Below are 24,041 nucleotides of genomic sequence, written 5' to 3'. Positions count from 1 at the left end.
CACCCGCGAGGCGGTGCTGGCCGCGGCCCGGGCGGCGTTCGCCGAGCGCGGCTACGACGGCGCCTCCATCCGCGCCATCGCCGCCGCGGCCGAGGTCGACCCGGCGCTGGTGCACCACTACTTCGGCACCAAGGACAAGCTGTTCCTCGCCGCGGTCGAGGCGCCGGCCGACCCGGAGCAGTTCCTGCCCGAGGTGCTCGCCGGGGGCCGGGAGGAGCTGGGCGCCAACGTCGTCCGGATGCTGCTGCGGGTCTGGGACGGCCCCACCCGCCCGGCCGGACTGGCCCTGGTGCGCTCGGCGGTCGGCAACGAGTGGGGCGCGCGGATGCTGCGGGAGTTCCTCGTCTCCCAGGTGCTGCGCCGGGTGGTGGGCACCCTGGACCTGCCCGAGGACGAGGTCGCACCGCGCGGCGCGCTCGTCGCCTCGCAGCTGATCGGGGTCGTCATGACCCGCTACGTGCTGCGGGTGGAGCCGCTGGCCTCGGCGCCGGCCGAGCAGGTGGTGGCCGCCGTCGGCCCCACCGTGCAGCGCTACCTCACCGGCGACGTCGACCTGCCCGGCTGACCGCTCGGCGAGGGAGCGGGTCAGCGGGGCAGGCGGGCCAGCTGGCGGCTCTGCGCGACGAGCCGGCCGGTGGAGTCCCAGATCCGGCAGTCCTCGTCGGTCCAGCCGCCGGCGACCTCGGTGTTCACGTTCTCCACCAGGCACCACCCCGGCGCCGGCAGCGCGCGGACGAGCACCTGCAGCTGCACGGTCGGCGCCCAGCCCATCCGGCCGATCGCGAAGCCCGCCGGCGGCAGCGCGTCGGCGAAGACCAGCAGCGCCAGCGGGTCGGGCTCGCGGCCGTCGGCCAGCCGCATCCAGGCCCGCAGCCGCGGCTCGGCGGCCGGGCGGCCCTCGACGAAGCCGGACGTCGCCGGGTCGAAGCGGATGTCCAGCCGCTCCACCAGCCCCGGCACGGGCACCCCCGGCGGGCGGAGCACCGCCGAGCACTCCTCCGGCCCCGGGACCGACGGCACCGGGTTCGCCGACCAGTCCACCGGCTCGTCGCCCAGCGTCGCGGTGGTGACCTGCGCGGTGAGGGTCGGCCCGGTCTCCGTCGACAGGACGGCGACGCTGTTGGCCAGCGTGCGCCCGGCCGGCCCGGACGTCAGCTGGACGTCTGCCCGGCCCCCCGCGCTGGACCGCAGGAACGTCGCCGAGACCGCCACCGGGTGGGGGTGCGGACTGCCCAGCAGCGCCGCCCGCACCGCGACCGCCATCAGGTAGCCGCCGTTGAGGATGCCGCCGCCGACCTCCCACCCGGGGTCGAGCTCGGCGACGGCGCCTCCCCCCTCGGCGGCGGTGACGGCGGTGGCGCGGTCGAAGGCGCTGTCGGTGGCACGAGGGAGGTCGTTCTGCGGCACGTCGGTCAGGGTGCCAGGGTGCTTCCCCATGGAGTACACGCACCTCGGGCGCAGCGGCCTGTCGGTCTCCCGCCTCTGCCTGGGCACCATGAACTTCGGCTGGAAGACCCCCGAGGCCGACGCGCACGCGATCATGGACCGCGCCCTGGCCGAGGGCGTGAACTTCTTCGACACCGCCAACGTGTACGGCCGCAGCGCCGGCCGCGGCCGCACCGAGGAGGTCATCGGCACCTGGTTCGCCCAGAGCGGCGACCGCCGGGAGAAGACGGTCCTGGCCACCAAGGTCTACGGCACGATGTCCGACTGGCCGAACGACTCCCGCCTGTCGGCCCGCAACGTCGTGCGGTCCTGCGAGGCCTCGCTGCGCCGGCTGCAGACCGACTGGATCGACCTCTACCAGTTCCACCACGTGGACCGGGAGACGCCGTGGGACGAGGTCTGGCAGGCCTGCGAGACGCTCGTCGCCCAGGGCAAGGTCCTCTACGTCGGGGCCTCGAACCACGCGGGCTGGCAGCTGGCCACGGCCAACGCCGTCGCCGCCCGGCGCGGGTCGCAGGGGCTGGTCAGCGAGCAGTCGCACTACAACCTGCTCACCCGGCACGTGGAGCTGGAGGTGCTGCCGGCCGCCGAGCACCACGGCATCGGCGTCATCCCGTGGAGCCCGCTGGCCGGCGGGCTGCTGGCCGGCGTCCTCGACGAGTCGGCCGGCGACCGCCGCCGGGACGAGCGCGTCCGCGCCCGGATCGAGCGGCACCGGCCCGCGCTCGAGGCCTGGGAGGCGCTGTGCCGCGACCTCGGGCACGCCCCGGCCGACGTCGGTGTCGCCTGGCTGCTGCACCGCCCGGGCGTGACCGCGCCGATCGTCGGGCCGCGGACCATGGAGCAGTTCGAAGGCGGGCTGCGGGCGCTGGACATCACGCTGGACGAGGCGACCATGAGCCGCCTGGACGAGATCTTCCCGGGCTACCGGCCGGCGCCGGAGGAGTACGCCTGGTGACTCAGCCGCCGGGCGGCCAGCCGGCCAGCCGGTCGTGCCGCGGGCGCGGGCCCAGCGTGCTGCGGACGAGGGTGACCTCATCCACCGGCCACGACGGCCCGCGGTAGCCGGCCAGCCGGTCGGCCAGCGTGCCGTCGGCCGGCCGGCCCGGGCGCCAGCGCCCGAGGGTGAGGTGCGGCCGGAACGGCCGGTCCTCCACCTCCAGCCGCAGCGACCGGGCGACCCGCCCGAGCGAGGCCGCCAGCGCCCCGAGCTCCGTGACGTCGCCGGTCAGGCCGGCCCACAGCACCTGCGGGCGGCGGGCCGAGCCGAAGCGGCCCCCGCCCGCCAGCCGCAGCGTGAGAGGCGGGCACGCCGCGACGGCCTCCCCGACCCGGCCGGTGAGCGGCTCCAGCGAGCCCGGCGGCACCGCGCCCAGGAACAGCAGGGTCAGGTGCCAGCGCTCGGGCGCCGTCCACGCCGGGGCGCCGGGGGCGTCCCGCAGCGGGCCGACCGCCGCCGCGAGGGAGGCGAGCGCGGTCTCCGGTGGGGTGACGGCGACGAACAGCCGCAGCGGGGCCGGCGCGCTCAGCGGGGGTCCAGGCCGGCGTCGGCCAGCCCCGCCTGCAGCCGCGCCCGCTCGATGTCCCGCGCCGGCCCGGCCGGCGTGAGCGTCATCGTGTGCGGGACCTCGAGGAGGGCGGCCGCCTCGACGAGGACGTCGTCGTAGGCCGCCTGGAGCCCCCGCCGGCGGGCGACCGGGGCGCCGGCCGGGACGAGCGCGAGCTGGCGGGCCAGCCGGCGCAGGTCGGCGGCCACCTGCTGCAGCGGCCGGTGCACCGGCTCCTCCGCGCGGCGGCGCCGCGTCGGCACGCGCACGGTGCCGCAGAACAGGCCGGTCAGCAGGCCCAGCAGGCCGAAGGCGCCGACGAGAGCGGCGGTGAGCAACGCGATCTGCAGCAGGGCGCCGGCCATGGCGGCCTCCGGGTCGGCGAGGTGCGGGCGTGGTCCGAAACGGTACGCCGACTCAGCCCCCGGCGACCGGGGAGCCCTGGACCTGCTCCCGGACCTGCGGGGACGCCTGCCGGCGGCTGCGGGCCAGCCACACCGCGGCGCCCAGGCCGGTGACGACCATGGCGATCCCGGTGAGGACGATCGCCCAGGGCGCGCCCAGGTGCTCGGCCACCCACCCGATCGCCAGGCCCCCGACGGGCATGCCCCCGGTGAGGCAGGTGAAGTAGAGCGCCATGACGCGCCCGCGCATCTGCGGGTCGGCCCCCAACTGGACGAAGCTGTTGTTCGCCACCAGGAGGACCATCGCCGCCGCGCCGTAGGGCACCAGCATCGCGGCGAACGTGGCGTAGCTGGGCATGACGCCGGAGACGATGCCCATCACGCCGAACACCACGACCGCGACGACGAGGAACCGCTCCCGCGGCCGCGCGCTGCGCCGGGCGGAGACCAGCGCGCCGGACACGGAGCCGACGGCGAAGAAGGTGCCGAGCAGCCCGTAGGCCTCGGCGCCGAGGCCGAACTCCTGCCGGGCCATGAGCGCGAAGGTCAGCTGGCTGTTCAGGCCGAAGCCGCCCACCAGGAGGATCAGGACCATGGCCAGCCGGAGGTCCGGGCGCGACCAGGCGTAGGCCAGTCCGGCCCGCAGCTGCCCGCGCCCCCGCGCCGCCGGCGGGCTCGGGAACAGCTCGTCGGCACGCATCGCGGCCAGCGCGGCGATCGTGAACCCGAAGCTGGCCGCGTTGACGAAGAAGACCAGCGCGGTGTCGCCGGACGTGGCGCCGATGATCAGCCCGGCCAGCGCGGGGCCGAACAACCGGGCGCCGTTGAAGGTGGAGGAGTTGAGGCTGACGGCGTTGACCAGCAGGTCCGGGCCGACCATCTCGGAGACGAACGACTGCCGGACCGGGGCGTCGATCGCCGACACCGACCCCAGGGCCCCCGCCAGCACGAACACGTGCCACAGGGCGACCCCGCCGGCGGCGACCAGCAGGCCGAGGACGAGGGCCAGCACCCCCATGACCGCCTGGGTGAGCACGAGCAGACGGCGCTTCGGGTAGCGGTCGGCCAGCACGCCGCCGTACATGCCGAACAGGAGCACCGGCCCGAACTGCAGCGCCGTGATCACCCCGAGGGCCACACCGCTGTCGCCCGACAGCTGCAGGACCAGCCAGTCCTGCCCGATGCGCTGCATCCACGTGCCGGTGTTGCTGAGGAGGTTCGCCGAGGCGTACAGCCGGTAGTTGCGGACCCGCAGGGACCGGAAGGCGCTCCGGGACGACGTGGCGTCCTCCGTCGGTGCCGTCACCGAGCGGCCAGCTTCTCCATGATCGTCGCCGCCTCCCGCAGGACGGTGCGCTCCTCGTCGGTGAGCTCGCCGAGCTGCCCGGTCAGCCAGGCCTCGCGGGCCTGGGCCTCGGCGGTCAGCAGGTCCTCGGCCGCCGCGGTCAGGTCGATGACGACCTGCCGCCCGTCGGTCGGGTGCGGGCTGCGGGTGACCAGCCCCTGGCCCTCGAGGGCGACCACGATCCGGGTCATCGACGGCGGCTGCACCCGCTCGTGCGCGGCCAGTTCGCCGGGGCTCATCGGGCCGTGCCGCTTGAGCGTCGACAGGGCGGCCAGCTGCGTGAGCGTCACCGACGTGTCGACCCGTTGGTGCCGCAGGCGGCGGGAGAACCGCATGACGGCGAGCCGCAGGTCGTGGGCGAGCGCCGCGGTGTCCAGGGTCGTCCGGGGCACGGTCCGTAGCCTACCTAACGACCCCTCCGTGGCCCCGCTGCAGGGACCCGCCGCGAGCTCGCGAGTGGTGGGGGGCAGCGGGGTCCTTCGTCAGACGAGCTGCTGGATCGGCTCGAGGGCGAAGTACACGACGAAGACCACCGCGATCACCCACATCAGCGGGTGGACGTCCCGGCGGCGGCCGACCGCCAGGCGCAGCAGCACGAAGCTGACCACGCCCGCGCCGATCCCGTTGGTGATCGAGTAGGTGAACGGCATCAGCGCGATCGTCAGGAAGGCCGGGATGACCAGGGACATGTCGTCCCAGGCGAGGTGCCGGATCTGGGTGATCATCAGCGCGCCGACGATCACCAGCGCCGGCGCGGCCGCCTCCGACGGCACCATCTCGACCAGCGGGGTGAACAGCATCGCCACGAGGAAGAGCACGCCGGTGACCACGCTGGCCAGGCCGGTGCGGGCGCCGTCGGCGACGCCGGCGGTGCTCTCGATGTAGGTCGTGTTCGACGAGACGCTGCCCGCACCACCGGCCGCGGCGGCCAGCGAGTCGACCAGCAGGACCGGCTGCGACTTCGGCAGGTTCCGCTTCTCGTCCAGCAGGTCGCCCTCGGCGCCGACGGCGGTGACGGTGCCGACCGTGTCGAAGAAGTCGGCGATCATGATCGAGAACACGATGAGCAGCGCGGCGATGACGCCGATCCGCTCGAAGCCGCCGAAGAGCGAGAAGTTGCCGATCAGCGACAGGTCGGGGCTGCTCACGACGTCGTCGGGCAGCTCGGGCACCTGCAGCGCCCAGCCGCGGGCGTTCTCCCCGGCGTCGCCGAACCGCGGACCGATGTCGGCGACCGCCTCGACCACGATCGCCAGCGCCGTGGTCGCCACGATGCCGATGAGCAGCGCGCCCTTCACCTTGCGGACGACGAGCACGGCCATGAGCAGCAGCCCGACGACGAACACCAGCAGCGGCCAGCCGGCGAGCCCGCCGTCGACGCCGAAGCTGATCAGCGGGTTGCCCGGGCGGATCACGCCGGCGTCGGCCAGCCCGATGATCGTGAGGAAGAAGCCGATGCCGACGGCGATGGCGGTCTTGAGCTGCGCGGGGATGGCCTCGAAGACGGCCTTCCGGAAGCCGGTGAGCACGAGCACCGTGATGAGCAGGCCCTCCAGCACGACCAGGCCCATGATCTCGGGCCAGCTGAGCTGGGTGGCCGCGTAGACGCCGACGATCGCGTTGATGCCCAGCCCGGTGGCCAGCGCGAAGGGGTAGCGGCCGACGACGCCCATGAGGATCGTCATGACGCCGGCGATCAGCGCGGTGACCGCCGCGACCGAGCCGAACGGCAGCGTCGTGCCGTCGATGTCGGCGCCCGACAGGATGATCGGGTTCAGGATCACGATGTAGGCCATCGTGAAGAACGTCGTGAGCCCGCCCCGGACCTCGCGGGTCACGGTCGAGCGCCGGGCGCTGATCTCGAAGTAGCGGTCGAGGCCGTTGCGCGGCTTGACCCGCGGGCCCTCGCTGCGCCGCGGGGTGGTTCGCGGCTCGGCCGCGGAGACCTCGGCGGGGGTGTCCCCGGAGGCGGAGCGGGACTTCTCGGGCATGGCGGATCTCCCCGTATGTGCGCCGGACGGGCGGCGACACTGTGCCACACGCCGGCCACGCGGAGATCACGGTCCGGCGACGCCTAGGGTCGGGGCGTGCCCGGACCGACGAAGCAGGCGCCGCCGCCGCTGCGGGTCGACACCGCCCGCGTGGTGCTGGCGGGCATCGCGCTGTGGGTGGTGGCCCTCGTCGTGGTGCTGCTGCTCGGCGACCGGGTCGACCGGGTGTGGACCTGGACCTGCCTGGCCGGCATCGCACTGGCCGTCCTGGGGCTGGGGATCATGCGCTGGCAGGGCCAGCTCGGCCGCCGCGACTGATCAGTCCGTGAGGACGTCGTACTCCGAGGTGTCGTAGCGGGCCGTGGTGACCACCTCGGTGGCCTCCTGCACCACGAGCGTCGCCTGGCTGTGCGCCCCGCAGCCGTAGTCGACCGTCACGACCCGGCCCTCCGCGGGCGCGTAGGCGTTGCCGCAGGCGCCCGCGGCGTGCCGCAGCGACCCGGCGAGCGGCAGGAAGAACCCGCAGGTGCCGCACGGGCCGGGGGCGTGCCGGGCCATCGACGACCGCGGCCCGAAGTCGCCGCCGTTCCACCGCGCCAGGGCCTCGGCGCGGCCCTGCTGCGACATCACCCGCTCGCGACCGAGACCGATCTCCTGCGCGACCACCCGGGCCTCCGGGTCGTCGGCGGCGTCGTCGTCGACCGTGTAGGCCGGGACCAGCCGGGGGTCGTCCTCCGTGGCCGGCAGCACGTCGCCCACGGAGAGGTCGCCGGGCCGCAGCCGCTCGTGCCACGGCACCCACGCCGGGGCGAGCAGCGCCTGCTCCCCCGGCAGGAGCACGACCTCGTCGACGGTGACGGTGTCCTCGCCGGTGGCGCGAGCGATCGTGACCGCCCAGTACCAGCCCACGTAGCCGGGCAGCGTGCTCGCGAAGGAGTGGGTCAGCACCTCGCCGAGGGCCGGGTCGGCCCCGGTCTCCGGGGTGGCCGCGAGGTGCTCGCCGACGACGGCGGGGTCACCGGCGGTCTCCTCCGCCGCGGCGCGGGCGAGGTCGACGGCGGCGGCCAGGGCGGACGGCGGGGTGTCGGGCACGGCGCCATTGTCGCGCACCGGTCCGCCTCCGTCCCGCGCCCCCGGGCACGCGGCGGCTTCCACCTTCCCCGCCTGATCAGGGAGGTGCGGCACCATGGAGCGGTGTCCGACTCCCCGCCCCCCGGTCCGCGCCGCGGCCTGCTGCGCCGCCGGTCGGCGCCGCCGGTGACGGGGACCATGGACACCGCCCCCGTCGAGCGTCCCCGCTCGGTGACCAGGCCCATGCCCGCCGCCGACCCCGTCCCGGCCGACGACACCCCGACGTCCCGGGTGCCCCTCCCCGCCCCGGCGTACGACCAGCAGCCGGCACCCGCGGGGAACCTCCCGCCCGCCGTCCCCGGCGCTCCGGTGCACCCCGGCACGCCGCCGGCCGGGGCGCCCGCGTACCCGCCGGGAGGCCACGTCCCGGCGCCTGCCGCCCACCCGCCGGCGGCCTACCCCCCGGGCGCCTACCCACCGGCGGCCTACCCGCCGGGGGCCTACCCCGCGGCCGCGTACCCACCGGCGGCCTACCCGCCCGCCGCCCATCCACCCGGCGCCGGGTACCCGGGCGGCGGCTACCCGGGCGCCGCGTACCCGGGCGGCGGCTACCCGGGCGGGGCGTACCCCGGGGCCGCGTACCCGCCCGGCCCGCCGGCGCCGTGGTACCCGGGTCAGCAACCGCCGGGCTGGCCGGCCGGGACGCCGGACGCCGCTGCGGAGACGACGGTGCTGCCGGAGGAGCCGGGTCCGCCGGCCGGGCCGGCGTCCGCGGTGCCGCCGCGGGCGACGGTGACCCGGGTGGCGGTCGCCCGGTCGCGCGAGCTGACCGGCGCCGCCGTGCGCCGGGTGCGGGCCGCCAGCGCCGCCGACGGCGCCGCCGAGAGCGGCCTGACGAAGCTGCTGTGGACCAACGCCCTGCACGCGGCCGGCGACGCGATGATCGCCGTCTCGCTGGCCGGCACGCTGTTCTTCGCCGCGACCACCGACGCCCAGCGCAGCAACGTGGCGCTGTACCTGCTGGTGACGATGGCGCCGTTCGCCGTCGTCGCCCCGGTGATCGGCCCGCTGCTGGACCGCCTGCAGCGCGGCCGGCGGCTGGCGATGGCCGCCTGCTCCCTCGGCCGGGCGGTGCTCGCGCTGGTCATGGCCGCCCACTTCGACGACTTCGTCCTCTACCCCGCCGCCCTCGGCGTGCTGGTGCTGTCCAAGGCGCACAACGTGCTGCGCGCCGCGGTGCTGCCCCGGGTCCTGCCCGGTGCCATGTCGCTCACCAGCGCCAACTCGCGGACGTCGGTGTTCGGGCTGGTCACCGCCGGGGTCTTCGGCGGCCTGGCGGCCGGCGTCGCCGCGGTGTTCGGGTTCCCGCCGGAGCTGTGGCTCACCGCCGTCGTCTTCACCGCCGCCGGCGTGCTGGCCGTCCGGCTGCCCGCGCACGTCGACGTCCCGGCCGGCGAGCAGCCCGCCGACGTCCTCACCACCACCCCGCAGGAGACGGCGGGCAGGCGGCGCCGCCAGGTCAGCCCGCACGTCGTGGTCGCGCTGCGGGCCAACTCGGCGCTGCGCGGGCTGGGCGGGTTCCTCACGATCTTCTCGGCGTTCCTGGTGCAGGCCACGGCCGACGGCTGGGAGGCCACCCTGGCGCTCGGCGGCATCGCGGCCGCCGCGGGGCTGGGCAGCGTGCTGGGCACCGCCGTCGGGTCGCGGCTGCACACGGCCAGCCCCGACCAGATGGTGCTGGTCTCCGCCGGCGTCGCGGCCGGGATCACCGTGCTCGCCGCCGTCTTCTACGGGTTCGCGATGGCCGCGGTCGTCGCCGGCGTCTCGGCGGTGACGAACGCGCTGGGCAAGGTGTCGCTGGACGCGATCATCCAGCGGGAGGTGCCCGACGCGCAGCGCGCCTCGGCCTTCGCCCGGTCCGAGACGATGCTGCAGCTGGCGTGGGTCGTGGGCGGCGCGCTGGGCATCGCCCTCCCGCCGATCGGCTGGCTGGGCTTCACCGTGGCGGCGGCCCTGCTGGTGCTCGCCGTGGGCGTGGTCCTCTGGGGGCTGCAGCGCCAGCGGCGCGCGGCGCCGACCGAGCAGTGGGCGCAGTGAGGCCGGCGGCGGCCGGGGCCGCCGCGCTGCTGGCGGTGCTCGCCGGCTGCGGGGAGGACGAGCCGGACGCGCCGCCGCAGGTGCAGGTCACCGTGGGCCCGCAGGACGTCGACGTCGACCCCACGCAGTACTGCGTGGACGGCGAGGGCCAGCGCTACACCTCGGTGCAGCCGCCGGTCATCGAGGTCTCCCCCGACTCACCGATCGCGCTCACCGTGCCCGACGCGGTGGCCGAGCGCGGCTGGAGCGTGCAGGTCTTCGACGACCGGCTCGAGGAGCAGCTCGGCGAGGTCGCCGTCGACGCGGACGAGGCCACCTTCGAGGTCAACAGCTCCGACGTCGTCCCCGTGGCCTTCTACCTGGTCGTCGTCGAGGACGGCGACACCGACTGCGACGGCTTCTCCGGCGCGTGGCCGATCGGCTTCATCCGCGCCGGCTAGGCACCCCAGGTCCGTACGCGACGCCACCAGCCGTGGCTCCCTCGCAGGGCCCCGCCGCGAGCTCGCGAGTGGCGGGGGGCGAGGGGGCTTCCCTCAGTGCTCCAGGTCCGTGGCGACCGCGCGGAGCACGGTGCCGACCTTGCGGGCGTGGGCCCGGTCGGGGTGCCGGCCGTGGCGCAGGCCCTCGGAGACGTCGTCGAGGAGCTTGATCAGGTCCTCGATGATCGGCACGAGCTCGTCGGGCTTCTTGCGGGTGGCGGCCGCGTGCGCGGCGGTGACCGACGGCAGCGGGTCCAGGACGCGGACCTGCAGCGCCTGGTCGCCACGGCGGCCGGCGACGATGCCGAACTCGACGCGCTGGCCCGGCTTGAGCTCCTCGGTGCCCGCGGGCAGGGCGTCCCGGTGCACGAAGACGTCGGGGCCGTCCTCGCGGGAGAGGAAGCCGAAGCCCTTCTCCGGGTTGAACCACTTCACTCTGCCGGTGGGCACGTCGATCCCTCAGTCACTCGCGGTCGGTCCGGCAGGTCGCCGGGGGTCGGCGCGGCACGGCTGGCCGCTCCCCGCCCAGGTTAGTCGGCCCTCCGGCGGACCGGGCAGCGCGTCAGGGCCGATCGCGTCCTCGGTCCGGTGCCGGCCGTCAGTCCTCCTCGGGGACCTCGACGATGCCCAGCCGGCCCAGCAGGACGAGGAAGACGACGGCGAAGTCGTTGCCGGCGGTGTCGCGGCGGACCCGGGCCCAGTCGACCTGCTCGCGCAGCGCCCGGGCGACCGGCAGCATCCGCGCGAAGTCGCAGTAGTGCTCGTCGAGGGCCATGAGCTTGGTGACGACGATGTCGGTCGCGGCCAGGACCGGCATGTGCACCGACAGGACCGGCTTCTCCTCGGCGCGGTCGATCAGGTCGGTCTCCACCGGGGCGCCGCACACCCGCCACAGGACGTCGACGAACGAGTTGCCCTGGACGACCTTGGTCAGCCAGTCCTCCGCCGGGTCGGCCACCTCGAGCCCGGCCTCGGCCAGCACCTTGGCGGCCCGCTCGGACTCCGCGGCCGGGACCAGGAAGTCGGCGTCGTGGTCGGGCTCGGGCGCGCCCCGGACCCACGCGGCGTAGCCGCCGCACAGGGCGAAGGGCACCCCGCCCTCCTTCAGGGCCACGGCGGTGCGCTTGAGCAGGTCGCGGATCTCGTCGCGGTCGTCGGGCTGCACGGCAGGCTGCTACCCGCTCGTGCCCGCGGCACGCACGGTAGGGACGGGCCGCCCCGGGGCATGCCCCGGACGTGCGCATCGCGACCTTCAACATCCTGCACGGGCGCTCGCCGGCCGACGACCGGGTGGACTGCGACCGGCTGGCCGCCGCCGTCAAGGCCCTGGACGCCGACGTGCTGGGGCTGCAGGAGGTGGACCGGGACCAGCCCCGCTCGCTGAACGCCGACCTGACCGCGGTGGCCGCGGAGGCCATGGGCGCCGTCGACTCGCAGTTCGTGGCCGCACTGGCCGGCACCCCGGGCGGCACCTGGATGGCGGCCACCGGCGACGAGCAGCCGGGGTCGGCCAGCTACGGCATCGCGCTGCTGTCGCGGCTGCCGGTGGTCTCCTGGCGGGTGGTGCGGCTGCCGGCCCTGACCACCCGGGTGCCGGTGTGGTTCCGCGGCGACCGGCGCCCGCGCGTCGTCGGCGACGAGCCGCGGGTGGCCGTGGCCGCCGTCCTGGAGGGACCGCACGGGCACCTCACCGTGGCCAACACGCACCTCTCGTTCGTGCCGGGGTGGAACGAGTACCAGCTGCGCCGGCTGATGCGGTCGCTGTCCGGCACCCGGGAGCCGCTGGTGCTGATGGGTGACCTCAACATGGAGCCGCGGCAGGCCGCGCGGGTCAGCCGGCTGCGGCCGCTGGCGTCGGCGGCCACGTTCCCCGTCGAGCACCCCGACCGGCAGCTGGACCACCTGCTCGCCCGGGGCCCGATCAGCGCCGCCGGGCCGGCGGAGGCGGTGCGGCTGCCGCTGTCGGACCACCGCGCGCTGGCGGTGGACTGCCGGCTGGCCTGAGGGCCGACGGGTCGCGCGACGGTGTGACCTGCGCGATCATCGGGGCATGGCCGGCCGAGCACTCAACGTCGTCGCCACCGTGGTGCGGGTCGTCTGCTCGCTCATCGGGGCGGTCATCCTGCTGTACGCCGTGTTCGTCTTCTTCGAGGCGAACCCGGCCAACGGACTCGTGGAGTTCGCCCGCGGCGTGCGCGAGGACTTCGGCTGGTTCACCCAGGACCTGTTCAGGCCCGACGACCCGAAGACCGGCGAGACGATCAACTCGGCGCTGGCCGCGCTGGTGTGGGTCGTGGTCGGGACGATGCTGTCCAAGCTCGTCGTGCGGCTGGCGCCGGCCCCCAGGGCGAAGGCCGGCTGACCAGCCGCACGGTCGGCCTCAGCGGCGCTTCTTGCGGGGGTTCTCCCCGGCCTGCAGGCCGGCGCGGTTGGGCTTGTCGGTGGGGTGGGCGTAGCGCAGCCGCTCGGGCGGCAGCGGGAAGCTGTGGTCCTCGCCGAACGGCGACAGGGCACCGGCCATCTCGCTGACGAGCTCGGTCACCGGCGGGCCGGCGTCCTCCGACTGGCCCCAGGTGGGCTCCACCAGGTGCGCCTGCTTGGGGTTGCGCTTGCTCATTCCGCCTCCGAGGTCTGCGTGCGCACGCGCCGGTGCGCCGGTTGCCGTCATTCTCGCCGACCGCCCGGCGCCGGTGCACGCGACACCACCCGGGGTGGTCAGCGGCGCCGGCGCGGCTCCCGTGCGCCGTAGAGGGTGCCCAGCCCGTCGGCGGTGAACACCCACTCGCCACCGCCGACGGGGACGGCCCGGACGTCGGCGCCGTCGAGCCGCTGCACCGCCCGCGCGCGCCACAGCGTCGTGCTCTCCAGCAGCCAGTGCACGTTCTCGTCCCGGTCGGCGCCGTAGGGCTCGAAGGCCAGCACCGCCGGCCCCCCGGCCCGGAGCACCCCGGGCCGCCACGGCTCGCGGGCCAGCGCCGCGGCCCAGCGCCGGGCGCGCAGCAGCGAGCCGGCCCCGATGACGACCGCCGCCGGCGCGGCGAGCAGCAGCGCGACGACGGCCAGGCCGACGAACGGCACCCGCCGGCCGGTGTCGTCCGCGACCGCCGAGACGGCGACGCCGACGAGCACGGCGACCACCGCGGCCACCACCCCGCCGCCGATCCAGCGCAGCGCACCACCCCGGTACGCGGCGAGCGCCGCGACGGTGACGGGGTCGTCGGCGGCCGGCTGCACGCGGCCATCGTCGCAGGCGCCGTACCGTGGACCGGATGCCCGCCGAACGCCCCGCGACCCTGTCGGCCTGGTTGCGCACCCGCAGCGACGCCCAGGTGGCCGCCCTGCTGGCGGCCCGGCCCGACGTCGCCCGGCCCGCGCCGTCGGACGTGGTCGCGCTGGCCAGCCGGCTCGCCGTGCCCGTCTCGGTGGACCGCGCCCTCGACGAGCTGGACGCGGCGACCCTGCAGGTGCTCGACGTGGTCCTGCTCGCGCCCACCGACGGGGTGGAGGCCGCCGAGCTGCCCGCGGCGCTGCCGGAGGTGCCCGACGAGGTGCTCGCCGGCGCGGTCGAGGCGCTGACCACGCGGGCGCTGCTGTGGGGCGACGAGGTCCTGCACGCCCCGGACCCGGTGCGGCGGGCGGTCCGGCACCCGGCCGGCCTCGGCCGGCGGGCGGCCGAGCTGCGCCTGGTCCTCCCCGCCGACCTGCCCGCGGCGCTGGGCGAGCTGGACCCCGACGAGCGGGAGGTGCTCGAGCGGCTGGCCGGCAACCGCCCCGTGGGGCACCTGCCCGACAACGCCGGCGGCCCGGCGACCCCGGCGCGGCGGCTGCTGCAGCGCGGCCTGCTCGCCCGCATCGACGCCCTCAACGTGGAGCTGCCCCGCGAGGTGGGCCTGGCCCTGCGCGGCGACCGCCCCTACGGCCCGCCGCGGCTGCGGCCCGAGCCGCACGCGGTGTCGCGCGAGCCGGGCACGCTGGACCGGCGGGCCGCCGGCGCGGCGCTCGAGGCCGTGGGGCGGATCGGCGAGCTGCTGACGGTCCTGGAGGAGGAGCCGGCGGGGCTGCTGCGCAGCGGGGGCGTCGCCGTCCGGGACCAGAAGCGCATCGCCCGCACGCTGCACGTCGACGAGGCCGACGCCGGCTGGCTGCTGGAGCTGGCGCACGCGGCGGGGCTGCTCGACGTGGGCGGGCCGCACCGGGACGAGTGGCTGCCCACCCGGGCCTACGACGTCTGGCGCGAGCAGGACCTGGCCGACCGCTGGGCCGTGCTGGCCGCCGGGTGGCTCGACAGCTCCCGGCTGCCCTCGCTGGTCGGGCAGCGCGACGTCGCCGGCAAGGCGGCCAACGCGCTGTCGCCCGACCTGGTCCGGCACACGGCGGCCGGCATCCGCCGGGGCGCGCTCGCCGCGCTGGCGGAGTACCCGCCCGGGTCGGGGCTCGAGGCCACGGAGCTGGTCGAGCTGCTGCGCTGGCGCACGCCCCGCCGGGCCGACCGGCTGGCGCCGGTGCCCGGCATGCTCGAGGAGGCCACGCGGCTCGGCGTCCTGGTCGGCGGCGTGCTGTCGACCGGCGGCCGCGGGCTGCTCACCGCCGGGGAGGACGGCGCCGCCGACGGCATGCGCGGGCTGCTGCCGGAGCCGGTCGACCACGTGCTGGCCCAGCCGGACCTGTCGCTGATCGCGCCCGGACCCCTGGTCGCCGAGCTGGCCGACACCCTCGCCGTCGTCGCCGACGTCGAGTCCTCGGGCGGGGCGACGGTCTACCGCGTCTCGGAGGCGAGCGTGCGCCGCGCGCTGGACTCGGGGTGGTCGGCCACCGACCTGCACGAGTTCTTCGGCCGGGCCTCCCGCACGCCGGTCCCGCAGGCCCTGGACTACCTGGTCGACGACGTCGCCCGCCAGCACGGCCGGCTGCGGGTCGGCTCGATCGAGAGCTACGTGCGCTCCGACGACCACGGGCTGCTCTCCCAGGTGCTCAACGACCGGCGGACCGCCTCCGCCGAGCTGCGCCGCCTGGCGCCCGGCGTGCTGGTCAGCGGTCTGGGCGCCGACGAGGTGCTCACCGTGCTGCGCGAGGCCGGCTACGCCCCGGCGGGCGAGTCGGCCGGCGGTGCCGTCCTCACCCGTCCCCCGGCGCGCCCGCGGGCCCTGGGCCGGAAGACGACGACGGCGACGACGGCCGCCCCGCGTCCGCTCACCGAGGCGGAGCTGGCCGCGACGGTGCGGGAGATCCGGGCCGGCGACGCCGCGCTGTCGGCCCGCCGCGGCGAGGCGGTGCGCCAGGTGCCCGGGGTGACCACCGCCGGCACGCTGGAGCTGCTGTCCCGGGCGATGCGGGCGGGCCTGCCGGTGTGGCTGGGGTACGTCGACGCGCAGGGCAGCGGCAGCCAGCGGGTCGTGCAGCCGGTGTCCCTGGGCGGCGGCTTCCTGCAGGCGTTCGACGAGGGCCGGGGCGAGACCCGCACCTTCGCCGTCCACCGGATCACCTCGGTCGCGCTGGTCGACGAGGACGCCCCCGCCGGCTGACCCGGCTCAGCCGCCAGGAGCGGCCGCGCGGGCGAGGTCGGTCTCGATGTCGCGGGCGGTGACCGCCAGGGCGGCCACGAGCTGCGGCAGGCGTTCCTCGGAGAAGCGCAGGCTGGGCATCGACACCGAGACGGCGGCCTCGGCCCGGACGCCGTCCGGCCGGATCGCGCGGCCGACCGCGGTGAGCCCCGCCTCGGTCCGCCCGGCGTTGAGGGCGAACCCGTTCTCGCGGACCGAGCGCAGCTCGGCCTTCAGCGCAGCCGGGTCCGGCCGGCCGGGGCGGTCGGCCCACCGCTGCTCGCCGTACCGCGCCTCGATGTCGTCGTCGGGCAGGTCGGCCAGCAGCACCCGCCCGCCGGAGGTGAGGTGGGCGGGGAAGACCATGCCCTCGCGGTCGCCGACGCGCAGCGCCTGGGAGCACTCCACCGAGCCGACGAAGCGGACGACGTCACCGGCGAGCACCTGCACGTTGGCCGTCTCCCCGACCCGGTCGACCAGGGCCGCGAGGTGCGGCATCGCCACCGCGCGCAGGAGCGCCGCACGCGAGGAGGCGTGCGCCCCCAGGGAGAGCACCGGGCCGGCGACGTACCGCCGGTCGCCGTCCTGGGCGGCGAAGTCGCGGTAGACCAGCATCGCCAGCAGCCGGTGCGCCGTGGACCGTGCGACGCCCAGCCGCTCGGCCGCCTCGCTCACGCTGAGCGACCCCTCGACCTGCAGCGCCACCGCGAGCTGCAGCGCGTGGTCCACGCTGGTCACCGCGTACGGCGGGCGGTTCTTCACCGCAGAATCGTATGGGCACTGTCCAGAACACAGGCGCACGCTGGGGGCGTGACCCGCGTCGCCTCCCCCGTCTCCCTGACCGCCGTCGACGCGCCGGGGCAGCCGACCCCGAGCCCCGAGCTCGAGCAGCTGTACCGCGGCTTCGAGCGGGAGCTGCTGGTGCCGCTGTGGACCGAGATCAGCGGCCTCATGCCGGTGCACCCGAGATCGCGGGCCGTCCCGCACCTGTGGCGGTGGCGCAACCTGCTGGAGCTGGCCGACCGGGCCGGGCACCTGGTCCCGGTCGGCCGCGGCGGGGAGCGGCGCGCGATCGCCCTGGCCAACCCCGCGCTCGGCGGGCGGCCCTACGCCACCCCGACGCTGTGGGCCGCGATCCAGTACCTGATGCCGGGCGAGGACGCCCCCGAGCACCGGCACACCCAGCACGCGTTCCGCTTCGTCGTCGAGGGCGACGGCGTGTGGACCGTCGTCGACCGCGACCCGGTGCCGATGACGCGCGGCGACTTCCTGCCCCAGGGCGGGTGGATCTGGCACGCCCACCACAACGCCGCCCGGCACCCCATGGCCTGGATCGACGGCCTCGACATCCCGTTCCAGTACGCCACCGAGACGCAGTTCTTCGAGTTCGGCCGCGACGAGATCAGCGACGCCGAGCGGATCTCCCCGGAGCGGTCGCGCGCCCAGCGCCTGTGGGGCCACCCCGGCCTGCGACCGGTCTCGGTGCCCGGGCCGCAGCAGTCCAGCCCGCTGCTGAACTACCGGTGGGTCGACACCGACGCGGCGCTGGCCGACCAGCTCGAGCTGGAGGACGAGGGCTCCCCCGGCACGCTCGGGCCGGGCCACGCCGCCGTCCGGTACACGAACCCGACCACCGGCGGCGACGTGCTGCCGACCATCCGCGCCGAGATGCACCGGGTGCGCAGCGGGACCGAGACGGCGCCGCGGCGCGAGGCCGGCTCCTCGGTGTTCCAGGTCTTCGACGGCACCGGCACGGTCACCGTCGGCGACACCTCCTGGCGGGTGGAGCGCGGCGACATGTTCGTCGTCCCCTCGTGGCAGCCGCTGTCGATCCGGTCGGAGGCCTCGGCGTCGGACTCCGACTCCGGTGCCCTGGACCTGTTCCGGTTCAGCGACACCCCGATCCTCGCCGCCCTCGGCCTCGACCGGGTGTCGGTGGACGCCGGCTGATGGGACCCGGTCCCGACGTCCTCGTCGTCGGCGGGGGCATCGGCGGGCTGGCCAACGCGCTGGCGCTGACCCGCGAGGGCCTGCGGGTGCGGCTGCTGGAGCGCGCCGCCGAGTTCGGCGAGGTCGGCGCCGGCCTGCAGATCGCGCCGAACTGCACCCGCATCCTCGACTCCTGGGGCCTGCTGGACGAGGTCCTGTCGCTCGGCGTCCGGCCGGAGGCGCTGGTCATGCGCGACGCCCTCGACGGGTCCGTGCTGACCCGGCTCGATCTCGCCGACGCCCACGCCCGCTACGGGTCGCCGTACGTCGTCATCCACCGCAGCGACCTGCACGGCACGCTGCTGCGCGCCTGCCGGGACGCAGGGGTCGACCTGGTCACCGGCGTGCGGGTCACCGGCTACGAGCACCGGGACGACGGGGCCACGGTGCTGCAGGAGGGCGGGCGGGAGACCGCTCCGGTGGTGCTCGCCGCCGACGGGCTGAACTCGGTCGCCCGCCGGCTGTTCAGCGACGACGAGCCGGTCAGCTCCGCCTACGTGGCCTACCGGGGGGCGATCCCCGCCGAGCAGGTCGCGGCGATGGACGTGTCGATGTCCGAGGTCGTCGTCTACGTCGGGCCGCACTGCCACTTCGTGCAGTACCCGCTGCGGCAGGGCGAGATGTTCAACCAGGTCGCGGTGTTCCGGTCGCCGAAGGCGCTGGCCGGCCGTGAGGACTGGGGGACGCCGGACGAGCTCGACGCCGCCTTCGCCGGCACCTGCGAGCAGGTGCGGGCCGGCCTGCCGCTGATGTGGCGCGACCGCTGGTGGCGGATGTTCGACCGCGAGCCCCTCGACTCCTGGGTGCAGGGCCGGCTCGCGCTGACCGGGGACGCCGCGCACCCGCCGCTGCAGTACCTGGCGCAGGGCGCGGTCATGGCGATGGAGGACGCCTGGGTGCTCGCCGAGCACGTGGGCGCGCGGTCCGCCGCCGGGACGCCGGACTGGGACGCCGCCCTCGCCGCCTACGAGGCCGTCCGGAGCGTGCACTGCCGGCGGGTGCAGACGACCGCCCGCGCATGGGGGGAGCTGTGGCACCTCACCGGCGCCGACCGCGAGTGGCGCAACGCGGTGCTGCGCGCCCGTGACGTGCACGACTACGCGTTCGTCGACTGGCTCTACGGGCCCACCGCGCTCACCCCCGACCGGGAACCGCCGATGTTCACCCCGATCCCCCGCGGCTCCGCCGTCCCCGCCTCGGGCATGCTGCCGGGATGAGCGACGGGCCGAGCATCCAGGAGCGACTCTTCCCGGAGCTGACCTGCTTCGGCTGCGGGCACGCCAACCCCCGGGGGCTGCAGCTGCGCAGCTACCCGGGCGAGGACGGCGTGACGGCGACGTTCACGCCGTGGCCGCAGCACGACAACGGGCTCGGGTACCTCAACGGCGGGATCATCTCGACGGTCCTGGACTGCCACAGCGCCGCGGCCGTGATGCACGAGGCCGACGCCCGCGGCTGGGGCCCGCTGCCCGGCGCCGCGCTGGCCTACGTCACCGCAGGGCTCGACGTCCGCTACCTGCGCCCGGCGCCGCTGACCGAGCCGGTGACGATGCACGCGGTGGTGAGCGAGGCCGGCGAGGCGGAGATGACCGTGGACGTGGAACTGCGGTGGGACGGCAAGCCCCGCGCCACCGCCGTCGCCCACTGGAAGCGCTGGCGCCCCCGCGTCTGAGGCAGGCGGAGGGGTCCTCACCGGTCGCGTGTCGCCGCGGAGCCCGGAGCCGAGCTCCCGGGTGCGGAGCGCGGGCGCCGGGCCGGGGGCACCGCTGCGGGGGGAGCCGGTCGGCTCCCGTCGTCGTCGTCGTCGAAGGTGGGGACGAGCGTGCTGCGGCACGCCCCGCCGGGAGGGGACACCGGCCGCGACGGAAGGAGCTGTCGCCCGGCGGCGTTACCTTGGGTAGTCCGGCGCACCCTCCGCGCCGTCGTCCCCGATCGAAGGACTGCCTGCGTGAGTGACGGCCCCCTGATCGTCCAGTCGGACAAGACCCTGCTCCTGGAGGTCGACCACCCGCTGGCCAAGGAGTGCCGGGCGGCGATCGCGCCGTTCGCGGAGCTGGAGCGCTCCCCCGAGCACGTGCACACCTACCGGGTCACCCCGCTCGCGCTGTGGAACGCCCGCGCGGCCGGCCACGACGCCGAGCAGGTCGTCGACGCGCTGGTCCGGTACTCGCGCTACCCCGTGCCGCACGCGCTGCTGGTCGACGTCGCCGACACGATGGACCGCTTCGGCCGGCTGACGCTGGTGAACAACCCGGTGCACGGGCTGGTGCTCACCTCGTCGGACCGCGCGGTGCTCGAGGAGGTCGTCCGGTCCAAGCGGGTGGCGCCCATGCTCGGTGCCCGCATCGACCCCGACACGATCGTCGTCCACCCCTCCGAGCGCGGCCGGCTCAAGCAGGCGCTGCTCAAGGTCGGGTGGCCGGCCGAGGACCTCGCCGGCTACGTCGACGGCCAGGCGCACCCGATCGAGCTCGACCAGTCCGGCTGGCACCTGCGCGACTACCAGCAGGAGGCCGTCGAGGGCTTCTGGGCCGGCGGCTCCGGCGTCGTCGTCCTCCCCTGCGGCGCGGGCAAGACGCTGGTCGGCGCCGCGGCGATGGCCGAGGCCAAGGCGACCACGCTGATCCTGGTGACCAACACCGTCGCCGGGCGGCAGTGGAAGCGCGAGCTCATCGCGCGCACGTCGCTCACCGAGGACGAGATCGGCGAGTACTCGGGTGAGCGCAAGGAGATCCGCCCCGTCACCATCGCGACCTACCAGGTGATCACCACCCGCCGGAAGGGCGAGTACCGGCACCTGGACCTGTTCGACGCGCAGGACTGGGGCCTGATCGTCTACGACGAGGTGCACCTGCTCCCGGCGCCGATCTTCCGGCTGACCGCCGACCTGCAGTCCCGCCGCCGGCTGGGCCTGACGGCCACGCTCGTGCGCGAGGACGGCCGGGAGGACGACGTCTTCTCCCTGATCGGCCCGAAGCGCTACGACGCCCCCTGGCGCGACATCGAGGCGCAGGGCTACATCGCCCCGGCCGAGTGCATCGAGGTGCGGGTCTCCCTCGACGACGAGGAGCGGATGACCTACGCCGTCGCCGAGCCGGAGGAGCGCTACCGGATCGCGGCGACCGCGTCGTCGAAGCTCCCGGTGATCCGCCGGGTGCTCGACCGGCACCCCGACGAGCAGAAGCTGGTCATCGGCGCCTACCTCGACCAGCTCGAGGAGCTCGGCCGGGCGCTGGACGCCCCGGTCATCCAGGGCTCGACCACCAACCGGGAGCGGGAGAAGCTCTTCGACGCCTTCCGCGCCGGTGAGATCAAGACCCTGGTGGTCTCCAAGGTCGCCAACTTCTCGATCGACCTGCCCGAGGCCGCCGTCGCCGTCCAGGTGTCGGGCACCTTCGGGTCCCGGCAGGAGGAGGCCCAGCGGCTCGGCCGGGTGCTGCGGCCCAAGGCCGACGGCCGGCAGGCGCACTTCTACACGGTCGTCAGCCGCGACACCCTCGACAGCGAGTACGCCGCCCACCGGCAGCGGTTCCTCGCCGAGCAGGGCTACGCATACACGATCGTCGACGCCGACGACCTGGCCGGCCCCGGCGAGGTCAACGGCCCCGACTGGGTGGACGAGCCCGCGGACTGAAGGAGGCCCCCTCGCCCCCCGACCCTCGCTCCGCTCGGGCCGGGCCCCGGCGAGGGGGCCGCACGACTCGAGTCGGTGGACCGCGACGGCCACGGGTGGTGGGGTCGCCGGCATGACGACGACGCGCGACCCCGTCGACCTCCTGGAGCTGCCCGCGGGGCTGAGCGCCCGGCGACCGGTGGAGGCCGACCACGTCCGCCTCCAGGCGGTGCTGGGCGCGTGGTGGGGCCACCTCGGCGGCGACTCCGGGGACCTGCAGCGGGCGCTGCTGCTCCCCCGGCTGTTCCTCCAGCACTTCACCGGCACCAGCACCCTCGTGGAGGACGCCGACGGGCGCGTGGCGGCCTTCCTCGTCGGCTTCCTGTCGCCGGACGCGCCGGTCGCCTACGTGCACTTCGTCGGCGTCGACCCCGCTCGGCACGGCGGCGGCCTGGGCCGACGGCTGTACGAGGCCTTCTTCGCCGCCATGACCGCCAGCGGCGCGCGCGAGGTCCGCTGCATCACCGGGCCGGACAACCGGGCCTCGGTCGCCTTCCACACCCGGATGGGCTTCGCGCTGGAGCCCGGCGACCGGGAGCACGACGGCGTCCCCGTCCACTCCGACTACGACGGGCCGGGCCTGGACCGGGTCAGCTTCGTGCGGCCGCTGCCCTGAGCACCCCGGCCAGCCGCGCCATCCCCTCGGCGATCTGCGCGGGCGTGTTCGTGGTGAACGACATCCGCAGCGTGGCCCGGTCGGGCGTCCCGGCGAAGAACGGCGCCCCGGGCACGAACGCGACGTCGGCGCGCACGGCGTCGGGCAGCAGCGCCGCGGTGTCGACGTGGCCGGGCAGCCGCACCCAGGTGAACATGCCGCCGTCCGGGTCGCTCCACGTGCTGCCCTCCGGCAGCGTCGAGGGCAGCGCGGCCACCATCGCGTCCCGCCGCTCGACGTAGGCCGCGCACAGCCGGGCCACGTGCGCCTCGACGTCCGTGGCGGCCAGCCACGCGGCGGCGGCGGCCTGGTCGACGGTCGAGGTGTGCAGGTCGGCGGCCTGCTTGGCCACCGTCAGTGCAGGCAGCAGCCCTGCAGGCGCGCGCAGCCAGCCGATCCGCAGCCCGGGCGCGGCGATCTTGGAGAAGCTGCCGAGGTACAGCACCCGGTCCTCCCCCGCCGGCTCGGCCGCCAGCGGGCGCACCGGCGTCCCGCGGTAGCGCAGCTCGCCGTACGGGTCGTCCTCGACGACCCACAGGCCTGCCGCGGCGGCGATCTCGGCGACGGCGGCCCGCCGGGCCGCGAGCAGCGTCCGGCCGGTCGGGTTGGCGAAGGTGGGCACGAGGTAGAGCAGGGCCGGCCGCTCGCGGGCGACGACGTCGGCCAGCGCCTCGGGGTCGATGCCGTCGGCGTCGCTGCGCACCGGGACCACCCGCGCCCCGGCGAGGGAGAAGCACTGCAGCGCGGCCAGGTACGTCGGCTCCTCGACGGCGACCACGGCGCCCGGGTCGAGCAGCGCGGCGGCGACGAGCGTCAGCGCCTGCTGGGAGCCGGTGGTCACGAGCAGGTCGCCGGCGGTCGTGGGCAGCCCGCGGGCGGTCATCCGCCCGGCGACCAGCGCCCGCAGCCGGGGGTCCCCCTCCGTCGGCGCGTACTGCAGGCTGCGCCGGGCGTGCCCGTCGGCGAGCGCGGTGTCGAACGCCGCGCGCAGCCCCTCGACGTCGAAGAGCTCCGGGGCCGGCAGGCCACCGGCGAACGAGATCACCTCGGGCCGGTCGAGCAGGGCCAGCAGCTCGCGCACCGGCGAGCTGGCCACCCCGCGCAGCCGCGCGGCGAGCGCCGGGGTGGGACGGGACGGGACGACGGTCGACACGGGGAGCTCCTGCGGGTGCCTCGACGGGGTGGGTGTGCGGCGCGGAGGCCGGCGGGTGGTGTCCCTGCCGCGTCGACGCGCCGATCGGGCTGCCTGGTCGAGGAGCTCGCCCCGAGACTAGCGCCGCGGGCGCTCGCGGGGCCATCGGCTCCCCGCTCCGGGGGACCGCGTCCGGGATGCCCGCGGGGCCGGACGGTCGTACTCTGGCGCGATGGCTGATCTGTCGGACCTGGTCCGGCGCCGCCTCTGGGAGCTGGACCGCAGCCCCGAGGAGGCGTCCCGGCGGTCCCGCTGGGTGATCCCGCCCCAGGTCGTGGAACTGCTGAGCCGCCGCGGGCGGAGCTTCATCTCCGAGGGTCTCGCGGCCCCGCTGGCCCGTGCCCTCGACGTGACGGAGACGCGGCTGCGGCGCACGGCCGGGCTCCCCGCCATCCCCGACCCGCGGGCCGGCATCGACACCCGGCCCGACCTCCGGGTGGTCGGCCAGGACTCCTGACCCGGCCGCCGGGGCGGCTGGGGACGGCGGGACCCGCGGGGCGGGACGGACCGGTCCGCACGCGGCATGACGCTCGCCACACGCGTGTCGTCCCACCGGACGGAACCGCAGGTCAGAGCGATGCGGGAGGCATCCCATACGTCGTCGGCGGGGCG

Annotated in this window: 27 protein-coding genes; 14 read left to right on the top strand and 13 right to left on the bottom strand. The window is 76.0% G+C overall.

Annotated elements, in window-relative coordinates:
• Positions 1-13 precede the first annotated feature (13 nt).
• Positions 14-565, top strand: a complete 552-nt coding sequence (locus tag ACI8AX_RS04505; protein ID WP_456548597.1) for a TetR/AcrR family transcriptional regulator — start codon at positions 14-16, stop codon at positions 563-565.
• A 20-nt stretch (positions 566-585) separates the two neighbouring features.
• On the opposite strand, the gene ACI8AX_RS04500 is transcribed toward ACI8AX_RS04505, so the two are convergent.
• Positions 586-1,437 (bottom strand): thioesterase family protein, encoded by an 852-nt coding sequence (locus tag ACI8AX_RS04500; RefSeq protein ID WP_456548596.1) that lies wholly within the window; start codon positions 1,435-1,437, stop codon positions 586-588.
• Here ACI8AX_RS04500 and ACI8AX_RS04495 point away from each other — a divergent pair.
• Entirely contained in the window at positions 1,436-2,404 is a 969-nt protein-coding gene (locus ACI8AX_RS04495; protein ID WP_456548595.1) for an aldo/keto reductase, read from the top strand. The two genes, ACI8AX_RS04500 and ACI8AX_RS04495, sit on opposite strands and share 2 nt — an antisense overlap.
• 1 nt (position 2,405) lies before the next feature.
• On the opposite strand, the gene thpR is transcribed toward ACI8AX_RS04495, so the two are convergent.
• From thpR to ACI8AX_RS04470, 5 genes are all read right to left on the bottom strand, one after another.
• A complete protein-coding gene (gene thpR / locus ACI8AX_RS04490) occupies positions 2,406-2,951 on the bottom strand; it encodes an RNA 2',3'-cyclic phosphodiesterase (protein WP_456548637.1) in 546 nt (181 codons plus the stop codon).
• A 20-nt stretch (positions 2,952-2,971) separates the two neighbouring features.
• Positions 2,972-3,358, bottom strand: coding sequence for a hypothetical protein (locus tag ACI8AX_RS04485; RefSeq protein ID WP_456548594.1), 387 nt, complete (start codon positions 3,356-3,358; stop codon positions 2,972-2,974).
• A gap of 52 nt (positions 3,359-3,410) precedes the next feature.
• The gene (locus ACI8AX_RS04480; protein WP_456548593.1) at positions 3,411-4,703 is read right to left on the bottom strand and encodes an MFS transporter; all 1,293 of its coding nucleotides are present in this window, start codon (positions 4,701-4,703) and stop codon (positions 3,411-3,413) included.
• Positions 4,700-5,134 carry a MarR family winged helix-turn-helix transcriptional regulator gene (locus tag ACI8AX_RS04475; RefSeq protein WP_456548592.1) on the bottom strand — a complete coding sequence of 145 codons (435 nt, stop codon included), beginning with the start codon at positions 5,132-5,134 and terminating at the stop codon, positions 4,700-4,702. Before ACI8AX_RS04475 ends, ACI8AX_RS04480 begins: the two co-directional genes overlap by 4 nt.
• 90 nt (positions 5,135-5,224) lie before the next feature.
• Positions 5,225-6,733: an NCS2 family permease gene (locus ACI8AX_RS04470; protein ID WP_456548591.1), complete on the bottom strand. Its 1,509-nt coding sequence runs from the start codon at positions 6,731-6,733 to the stop codon at positions 5,225-5,227.
• Positions 6,734-6,829: 96 nt separating this feature from the next.
• Here ACI8AX_RS04470 and ACI8AX_RS04465 point away from each other — a divergent pair, with 96 nt between their 5' ends.
• The gene (locus tag ACI8AX_RS04465; protein WP_456548590.1) at positions 6,830-7,051 is read left to right on the top strand and encodes a DUF2530 domain-containing protein; all 222 of its coding nucleotides are present in this window, start codon (positions 6,830-6,832) and stop codon (positions 7,049-7,051) included.
• Here ACI8AX_RS04465 and ACI8AX_RS04460 read toward each other — a convergent pair whose 3' ends face one another.
• The gene (locus tag ACI8AX_RS04460; RefSeq protein WP_456548589.1) at positions 7,052-7,825 is read right to left on the bottom strand and encodes a DUF3027 domain-containing protein; all 774 of its coding nucleotides are present in this window, start codon (positions 7,823-7,825) and stop codon (positions 7,052-7,054) included. It abuts the gene before it with no gap.
• Positions 7,826-7,927: 102 nt separating this feature from the next.
• On the opposite strand from ACI8AX_RS04460, the gene ACI8AX_RS04455 reads away from it, so the two are divergent.
• Both ACI8AX_RS04455 and ACI8AX_RS04450 read left to right on the top strand, forming a co-directional pair.
• Entirely contained in the window at positions 7,928-9,901 is a 1,974-nt protein-coding gene (locus ACI8AX_RS04455; protein ID WP_456548588.1) for an MFS transporter, read from the top strand.
• A complete protein-coding gene (locus tag ACI8AX_RS04450; protein ID WP_456548587.1) occupies positions 9,898-10,341 on the top strand; it encodes a DUF2771 family protein in 444 nt (147 codons plus the stop codon). Before ACI8AX_RS04455 ends, ACI8AX_RS04450 begins: the two co-directional genes overlap by 4 nt.
• Positions 10,342-10,434: 93 nt before the next feature.
• On the opposite strand, the gene ACI8AX_RS04445 is transcribed toward ACI8AX_RS04450, so the two are convergent.
• Complete coding sequence (locus tag ACI8AX_RS04445) at positions 10,435-10,830, bottom strand: cold-shock protein (protein ID WP_425330367.1); 396 nt, start codon at positions 10,828-10,830, stop codon at positions 10,435-10,437.
• 148 nt (positions 10,831-10,978) lie between these two features.
• Positions 10,979-11,545, bottom strand: a complete 567-nt coding sequence (locus tag ACI8AX_RS04440) for a hypothetical protein (RefSeq protein ID WP_456548586.1) — start codon at positions 11,543-11,545, stop codon at positions 10,979-10,981.
• A 71-nt stretch (positions 11,546-11,616) separates the two neighbouring features.
• Here ACI8AX_RS04440 and ACI8AX_RS04435 point away from each other — a divergent pair, with 71 nt between their 5' ends.
• Positions 11,617-12,384, top strand: coding sequence for an endonuclease/exonuclease/phosphatase family protein (locus tag ACI8AX_RS04435; RefSeq protein ID WP_456548585.1), 768 nt, complete (start codon positions 11,617-11,619; stop codon positions 12,382-12,384).
• A 46-nt stretch (positions 12,385-12,430) separates the two neighbouring features.
• Positions 12,431-12,742, top strand: coding sequence for a hypothetical protein (locus ACI8AX_RS04430; protein WP_456548584.1), 312 nt, complete (start codon positions 12,431-12,433; stop codon positions 12,740-12,742).
• Positions 12,743-12,760: 18 nt separating this feature from the next.
• Here the strand turns inward: ACI8AX_RS04430 and ACI8AX_RS04425 are convergent, their stop codons facing one another.
• Together ACI8AX_RS04425 and ACI8AX_RS04420 are read right to left on the bottom strand one after the other, a co-directional pair.
• On the bottom strand, positions 12,761-12,997 hold the full coding sequence (locus ACI8AX_RS04425; protein ID WP_456548583.1) for a hypothetical protein: 237 nt from the start codon (positions 12,995-12,997) through the stop codon (positions 12,761-12,763).
• Positions 12,998-13,095: 98 nt separating this feature from the next.
• On the bottom strand, positions 13,096-13,614 hold the full coding sequence (locus ACI8AX_RS04420) for a hypothetical protein (protein ID WP_456548582.1): 519 nt from the start codon (positions 13,612-13,614) through the stop codon (positions 13,096-13,098).
• A gap of 35 nt (positions 13,615-13,649) precedes the next feature.
• Between ACI8AX_RS04420 and ACI8AX_RS04415 the strand changes: the two genes are divergently transcribed.
• Positions 13,650-15,902, top strand: a complete 2,253-nt coding sequence (locus tag ACI8AX_RS04415; protein ID WP_456548581.1) for a helicase-associated domain-containing protein — start codon at positions 13,650-13,652, stop codon at positions 15,900-15,902.
• Positions 15,903-15,908: 6 nt separating this feature from the next.
• Here ACI8AX_RS04415 and ACI8AX_RS04410 read toward each other — a convergent pair whose 3' ends face one another.
• Positions 15,909-16,682, bottom strand: a complete 774-nt coding sequence (locus ACI8AX_RS04410; protein WP_456548580.1) for an IclR family transcriptional regulator — start codon at positions 16,680-16,682, stop codon at positions 15,909-15,911.
• 48 nt (positions 16,683-16,730) lie between these two features.
• Between ACI8AX_RS04410 and ACI8AX_RS04405 the strand changes: the two genes are divergently transcribed.
• The 5 genes from ACI8AX_RS04405 to ACI8AX_RS04385 all read left to right on the top strand — a co-directional run bounded on the left by ACI8AX_RS04405 (position 16,731) and on the right by ACI8AX_RS04385 (position 22,198).
• Positions 16,731-17,870, top strand: coding sequence for a cupin domain-containing protein (locus tag ACI8AX_RS04405; RefSeq protein WP_456548579.1), 1,140 nt, complete (start codon positions 16,731-16,733; stop codon positions 17,868-17,870).
• Positions 17,870-19,126 (top strand): FAD-dependent monooxygenase, encoded by a 1,257-nt coding sequence (locus ACI8AX_RS04400; RefSeq protein WP_456548578.1) that lies wholly within the window; start codon positions 17,870-17,872, stop codon positions 19,124-19,126. Before ACI8AX_RS04405 ends, ACI8AX_RS04400 begins: the two co-directional genes overlap by 1 nt.
• Entirely contained in the window at positions 19,123-19,581 is a 459-nt protein-coding gene (locus tag ACI8AX_RS04395; protein ID WP_456548577.1) for a PaaI family thioesterase, read from the top strand. The genes ACI8AX_RS04400 and ACI8AX_RS04395 overlap by 4 nt, the downstream gene beginning before the upstream one ends.
• A gap of 276 nt (positions 19,582-19,857) precedes the next feature.
• Positions 19,858-21,543, top strand: a complete 1,686-nt coding sequence (locus ACI8AX_RS04390) for a DNA repair helicase XPB (protein ID WP_456548576.1) — start codon at positions 19,858-19,860, stop codon at positions 21,541-21,543.
• 112 nt (positions 21,544-21,655) lie between these two features.
• A complete protein-coding gene (locus ACI8AX_RS04385) occupies positions 21,656-22,198 on the top strand; it encodes an N-acetyltransferase family protein (protein ID WP_456548575.1) in 543 nt (180 codons plus the stop codon).
• On the opposite strand, the gene ACI8AX_RS04380 is transcribed toward ACI8AX_RS04385, so the two are convergent.
• Entirely contained in the window at positions 22,173-23,390 is a 1,218-nt protein-coding gene (locus ACI8AX_RS04380) for an aminotransferase-like domain-containing protein (protein ID WP_456548574.1), read from the bottom strand. The two genes, ACI8AX_RS04385 and ACI8AX_RS04380, sit on opposite strands and share 26 nt — an antisense overlap.
• Before the next feature lie 211 nt (positions 23,391-23,601).
• Between ACI8AX_RS04380 and ACI8AX_RS04375 the strand changes: the two genes are divergently transcribed.
• Positions 23,602-23,886, top strand: a complete 285-nt coding sequence (locus ACI8AX_RS04375; protein ID WP_456548573.1) for a hypothetical protein — start codon at positions 23,602-23,604, stop codon at positions 23,884-23,886.
• Positions 23,887-24,041 lie beyond the last annotated feature (155 nt).

Source organism: Blastococcus sp. SYSU D00813, from assembly GCF_054050735.1.
Note: the sequence above shows the minus strand (reverse complement) of the source record. Positions and strands in the feature narration are given on the sequence as shown.

Excerpts from the sequence above, each read along its gene's own strand:
- ACI8AX_RS04415 (WP_456548581.1), top strand. The coding sequence starts at position 13,650 with ATGCCCGCCGAACGCCCCGCGACCCTGTCGGCCTGGTTGCGCACCCGC.
- ACI8AX_RS04400 (WP_456548578.1), top strand. The coding sequence starts at position 17,870 with ATGGGACCCGGTCCCGACGTCCTCGTCGTCGGCGGGGGCATCGGCGGG.
- ACI8AX_RS04500 (WP_456548596.1), bottom strand. The coding sequence starts at position 1,437 with ATGGGGAAGCACCCTGGCACCCTGACCGACGTGCCGCAGAACGACCTC.
- ACI8AX_RS04495 (WP_456548595.1), top strand. The coding sequence starts at position 1,436 with ATGGAGTACACGCACCTCGGGCGCAGCGGCCTGTCGGTCTCCCGCCTC.
- ACI8AX_RS04425 (WP_456548583.1), bottom strand. The coding sequence starts at position 12,997 with ATGAGCAAGCGCAACCCCAAGCAGGCGCACCTGGTGGAGCCCACCTGG.
- ACI8AX_RS04430 (WP_456548584.1), top strand. The coding sequence starts at position 12,431 with ATGGCCGGCCGAGCACTCAACGTCGTCGCCACCGTGGTGCGGGTCGTC.
- ACI8AX_RS04375 (WP_456548573.1), top strand. The coding sequence starts at position 23,602 with ATGGCTGATCTGTCGGACCTGGTCCGGCGCCGCCTCTGGGAGCTGGAC.
- ACI8AX_RS04485 (WP_456548594.1), bottom strand. The coding sequence starts at position 3,358 with ATGGCCGGCGCCCTGCTGCAGATCGCGTTGCTCACCGCCGCTCTCGTC.
- ACI8AX_RS04470 (WP_456548591.1), bottom strand. The coding sequence starts at position 6,733 with ATGCCCGAGAAGTCCCGCTCCGCCTCCGGGGACACCCCCGCCGAGGTC.
- ACI8AX_RS04385 (WP_456548575.1), top strand. The coding sequence starts at position 21,656 with ATGACGACGACGCGCGACCCCGTCGACCTCCTGGAGCTGCCCGCGGGG.
- ACI8AX_RS04395 (WP_456548577.1), top strand. The coding sequence starts at position 19,123 with ATGAGCGACGGGCCGAGCATCCAGGAGCGACTCTTCCCGGAGCTGACC.